Genomic DNA, 5,292 nt, shown 5'->3' with positions numbered 1-5,292 from the left:
TTCTCAGCATCCGGATCAGTAGGCAGGAAGCACAAAGGCACGTCGTCCCTATAAAACGAATGCAGACCGGAAAAATTAGCGAATGAGAACAACTATCAGGCGGGGGAGAAAATGAAGCGTGCGAACTTGCACAAACCCTTGTGGGAGCGGGCTTGCTCGCGAAGAGGTAGTGTCAGTCGACGGAGATAGTGACTGACCCTGCGCTTTCGCGAGCAAGCCCGCCCCCACAGGTTTGGCGGGGAGTCAGGCGGTTGCGGCCATCTGACTGTGCCGGCGATGGTGCACATCCAGCTGATCCTTGATCACCTTCAGCACCTTGGCTTCATGCTCATGAATGAAAAAGTGCCCGCCGGCGAGCATGTCCACGGAGAAGCTGCCAAGGGTTTCCTTGCTCCAGCCGATCAACTGTTCGGTGGTCGCGCGGTCGGTGGTGCCGCCCAACACATGCACCGGGCATTTGAGCAGCGCACGCTGGACCGGGCGGAAGGTCCCGCATAACAGAAAATCGGCGCGCAGGATCGGCAGCGTCAGGCTCATCAGCTCGGCGCTGGCCAACACCTCTTCGCTGGTGCCGTTGAGGGTGCGCAATTGTTCGATCAGTTCTGCGTCGGTTTTCGGCTCGGCGAAACCCCGGTCATAGTCGCTGCGCATCGTTGGCGCCGCAGTGCCCGAGGCGAACAGCGCCACCGGCTCCGGCAGGCCCAGCGCGCGCAACGCATGCGCCAGCTCACAGGCCAGCAAGGCGCCCAGGCTGTGGCCAAAAATCGCGTACGGTGCACGCAAGGCCGGTTGCAACTCGGCGGCCAGTTGCCAGGCCAGGCCGCGCATATCGGTTTGCAGCGGTTCGCTGAAGCGCGCGCCGCGCCCCGGCAACTCCACCGGTTGCAGAGTCAGCCACTGTGGCAGTTTGCGCCGCCAACGGCTGTAGACCATGGCACTGGCGCCCGAATAAGGAAGGCACAGCAAGGTCAGCTGAGTCACCCGGGTTACCTCGAAAAGTTGTCTGTATAGAAGAACGAAGACAACCTGGCGCAAATTAGCCCTGCGCCTCGGCATGACTCATTTCAGATGGCGGAAACTCTGCACCGCCGCGCCCAGCACCACTGCACCGGCGACAATCGCCAGCCAGAACCCGCTGCGCGCATCAAAAGCATCCACCAGTGCGCCGGCGCCCGCCGCTCCCAGCGCCACACCGATACTCAGACCGGTCACCAGCCAGGTCAGCCCTTCGGTGAGTTTGGCCGGTGGCACGATACGTTCGACCAGCGCCATGGCGACAATCAGCGTCGGCGAAAAGAACAGCCCCGCGACGAACACCGCCAGCGACAACCCGAAAATATTGCTCGCCAGCAACAGCGGCAGCGTGGTCACGGCGGTCGCGATGCCGCCATACAGAAACAGACGCGGCAACGGCAGTTTCGAGCGCATCGCACCGAAGGCGATACCGGCCAGGCAAGAGCCAATGGCGTACACCGACAGGACAATACTCGCCGCCGCCGGCTGCCCCTGTTGCTGGGCGAACGCGACGCTGACCACATCAATCACGCCGACAATGACGCCCATGGCGATCATTAACGCCAACAGCCATTGAATATCGGTCGAACCAATAATCGAACCTTGATGCTGCAACGCCTGCGGGTGTACCGCCGGTTCGGTACTGCGCTGGGCGACAAACGCCGTCACCCCGACCGCCAGCGCCAATAGCGCCGCCAACGGCCCGGCCTCGGGAAACGCCACCACGCACAACCCCACCGACAGCGGCGGGCCGACAATGAAACAGACTTCATCAAGCACCGACTCCAGCGCATAGGCGGTCTGCAATTGCGGCTGACCGCGATAGATTTCAGTCCAGCGCGCCCGCACCATCGCCGACATGCTCGGCATGCAGCCGGCCAGTGCGGCGAAGATGAACAGCGTCCAGGTCGGTGCCTGCAAGCGCGTGCACAGCAACAACATCAGCAGCGCCCCGCCACCGATCAACGCCGACAGCGGCAGCACCTTGCCCTGACCGAAGCGGTCGACCAGACGCGACACCTGCGGCGCGCAAAACGCCGTGGCCAGGGCAAACGTCGCCGCCACCGCACCCGCCAGCGCGTAGCCGCCCTTGAGTTGCGAGAGCATGGTGATCACGCCGATGCCGGTCATGGAAATCGGCATGCGCGCGATCATCCCGGCCAGTACAAAATTTCGCGCACCGGGGGCGGTGAACAGTTCGCGGTAGGGATTTGCCATGGGTTGCAGCCTCATCAAGGGCCGCCAAGTTGCCATAGGGTCGGGTGGCGGGGAAGCGCGCAATTGTTGGTGGAATGTGAAGGCCACTTCGCGAGCAAGCCCGCTCCCACAGGGGCGATGCATGCCAGCCGTGGGAAGGAGCCTGCTGGCGAAGAGGCCGGCAAATTCACCACAGCACCTCGCCGTCGAATGAACTCTCAAGGCTTGCGACCAGTCAGCTAGATAGGCCCTCACTCAAGGCACGACTTCGCATGCAGATATCTCTCGCCCGACAAGTGGCCCTGATCACCGGCGCCAGCTCCGGCATCGGCCACGCCGCCGCCAAAGCGTTGGCCGCTGCCGGTGCTGCGGTGGTCATCAACTACAATCGTCAGGCCGAACCGGCCGAAGCGCTGGCTCGACAGATCGTTGCCGACGGTGGTCAGGCCATCGCGATTGGCGCGGATGTGTCGAGGGAAGACGAGGTCGAACGGCTGTTCGCCCAGACCCTCGAAGCCTTTGGTTCGCTGGACATTCTGGTGGCCAATTCCGGCCTGCAAAAGGACGCCGCAGCGGTGGACATGACACTGGAAGACTGGAACACGGTGATCGGCGTCAACCTCACCGGCCAGTTCCTCTGCGCCCGCGCCGCGCTGCGGATTTTCAATCGGCAAGGGGTGCGCGAAGGCGTGTCCCGGGCGGCCGGCAAGATCATTCACATGAGCTCGGTGCATCAACGTATTCCGTGGGCCGGACACGTCAACTATGCCGCGTCCAAGGGCGGTGTCGATCAGTTGATGCAGACCCTGGCCCAGGAAGTCAGTCATCAGCGCATTCGCATCAACGGCATCGCGCCGGGAGCGATTCGCACAGCAATCAATAAAGAGGCCACTGAAGGCGCGGCAGGTGAAAAGCTGCTGGAGCTGATCCCTTATGGGCGTATCGGCGATGTCCAGGACGTGGCCAACGCGGTGGTGTTCCTTGCCTCCGACGCCGCCGACTACATCGTCGGCACCACCCTGTTCATCGACGGCGGCATGAGTCTTTATCCGGAGTTTCGCGGCAATGGCTGAGCATCATCTCGAACGACAAAGCCCGATCGACGCCCACGGCATCATCGGCGACATGCGCAGTGCGGCACTGGTCAACGACAAGGGCAGCGTGGATTTTTTCTGCTGGCCGGAGTTCGACAGCCCGTCGATTTTCTGTTCGCTGCTGGACACGCCTGACGCGGGGATATTCCAGCTCGCACCGGACCTGCCCGATGCCCGCCGCGAGCAGATCTACCTGCCGGACACCAATGTTCTGCAGACCCGCTGGCTCAGCGAATACGCCGTGGTGGAAATCACCGACCTGCTGCCGGTGGGCGACAGCGAGGATGACCTGCCGATGCTCATGCGTCGGGTGCGAGTGGTCAGCGGCGAAGCGACCTTTCACATGCGCTGCGCGGTGCGCCATGACTACGCACGCGCCAGTACCACTGCGCAGATGGACCAGCAGGCGGTGATTTTCAGCGCCCAAGGCCAGCCGTCGCTGCGTCTGGTGGCGGATCAGGCGCTGCACATCGATGACGCAGCAGCCGTCGCCTCGTTCAGCTTGAAGCAGAACCAAACCGCCGAATTCATTCTGGGTGGCGCCGATGACCCACGCTTTCGCAATGACACCGCCAAACTGTGTCTGGAGCGCACGCTGAAGTTCTGGCGCGACTGGATCGGCCAATCCAACTATCGCGGGCGCTGGCGGGAAATGGTCAATCGCTCGGCGCTGGCGCTGAAGCTGCTGACCTCACGCAAGCACGGCGCAATCCTCGCCGCCGCCACCTTCGGCTTGCCGGAAACCCCCGGCGGCGAACGCAATTGGGACTACCGCTATACCTGGATCCGCGACGCCTCGTTTACCGTCTATGCGTTCATGCGCCTGGGCTTTGTCGGTGAGGCCAACGCCTACATGACCTGGTTGCGCGGGCGGGTCAGCGATTGCCGTGGCCAGCCGATGAAGCTCAACATTCTGTATGCGGTGGACGGACGCCAGGAGTTGCCGGAAACCGAGCTTTCGCACTTGTCCGGCCACGGCGGCGCGCAACCGGTGCGCATCGGCAACGGCGCGTATGAGCAGATTCAGCTGGATATCTTCGGCGAGCTGATGGACGCGGTGTATCTGGTCAACAAATACGGCGACGCGATTTCCCACGAGGGCTGGAAACATGTGCGTGAAGTGGTCGATCAAGTGTGTGAGACCTGGCAGACCACCGACGTAGGCATTTGGGAAATGCGCGGTGAGCAGCATCACTTCCTGCATTCGCGACTGATGTGCTGGGTGGCGCTGGACCGGGCTATTCGCCTGGCCTCGAAACGCTCGCTGCCGGCACCGTTCGCCCAGTGGGACCAGACCCGACAGGCGATCTACGCCGACATCTGGGACAACTTCTGGAACGAGGAGCACGGGCATTTCGTCCAGTACAAGGGCGGCACCGCCCTCGACGGCTCGATGCTGTTGATGCCGCTGGTGCGTTTCGTCAGCGCCAAGGACCCGCGCTGGCTGTCGACCCTCCAAGCCATCGAAAAGCACCTGGTGCGCGACGGCATGGTTTACCGCTACCGCAACGATGACAGCAACATTGACGGCCTGGACGGCACCGAGGGCGCGTTTGCGGCGTGTTCGTTCTGGTACGTCGAGTGCCTGGCCCGCGCCGGTCAGGTTGAAAAGGCCCATCTGGAGTTCGAACAACTGCTGCGCTATGCCAACCCGCTGGGGCTGTACGCCGAAGAGTTCGACAGCCATGGCCGGCATCTGGGCAATACACCGCAGGCGCTGACGCATCTGGCGCTGATCAGTGCGGCAAGCTTTCTGGACCGGCGTTTGAGTGGGGAAAAGAGTGAGTGGCAGCCGTAATTTCGTCAGCGTGTGTAGGAAATCTGCCGCATCGCGGCTCTTTAACTGGCTAATCCCTACACAGAAATAAACAGAATCAGATCCCCTGTAGCGAGGGGATTTATCCCCGTCGTGCTGCCAAGCGGCCCCGCTTCTGGCCTTCCGATTTCTCCGGCAACACCGCGTTGCCGGGCTTTGCAACGGCTGCGC

Annotated in this window: 4 protein-coding genes; 2 read left to right on the top strand and 2 right to left on the bottom strand. The window is 62.5% G+C overall.

The window, feature by feature from the left end; all coding sequences use genetic code 11:
* Positions 1–243: 243 nt before the first annotated feature.
* Together AC1UK9_RS09955 and AC1UK9_RS09950 are read right to left on the bottom strand one after the other, a co-directional pair.
* Positions 244–981 carry a thioesterase II family protein gene (locus AC1UK9_RS09955; protein WP_482579943.1) on the bottom strand — a complete coding sequence of 246 codons (738 nt, stop codon included), beginning with the start codon at positions 979–981 and terminating at the stop codon, positions 244–246.
* A gap of 78 nt (positions 982–1,059) precedes the next feature.
* Entirely contained in the window at positions 1,060–2,232 is a 1,173-nt protein-coding gene (locus AC1UK9_RS09950) for an MFS transporter (protein WP_473015065.1), read from the bottom strand.
* Positions 2,233–2,483: 251 nt separating this feature from the next.
* Between AC1UK9_RS09950 and AC1UK9_RS09945 the strand changes: the two genes are divergently transcribed.
* Positions 2,484–3,284 (top strand): glucose 1-dehydrogenase, encoded by an 801-nt coding sequence (locus AC1UK9_RS09945; RefSeq protein ID WP_482579942.1) that lies wholly within the window; start codon positions 2,484–2,486, stop codon positions 3,282–3,284.
* Positions 3,277–5,103, top strand: a complete 1,827-nt coding sequence (locus AC1UK9_RS09940) for a glycoside hydrolase family 15 protein (RefSeq protein ID WP_482579941.1) — start codon at positions 3,277–3,279, stop codon at positions 5,101–5,103. Before AC1UK9_RS09945 ends, AC1UK9_RS09940 begins: the two co-directional genes overlap by 8 nt.
* Positions 5,104–5,292 lie beyond the last annotated feature (189 nt).

The sequence above is a fragment of the Pseudomonas sp. AK-TSAG1-1 genome, from assembly GCF_056821665.1.
This window is presented reverse-complemented; position numbering and strand designations above follow the sequence as displayed.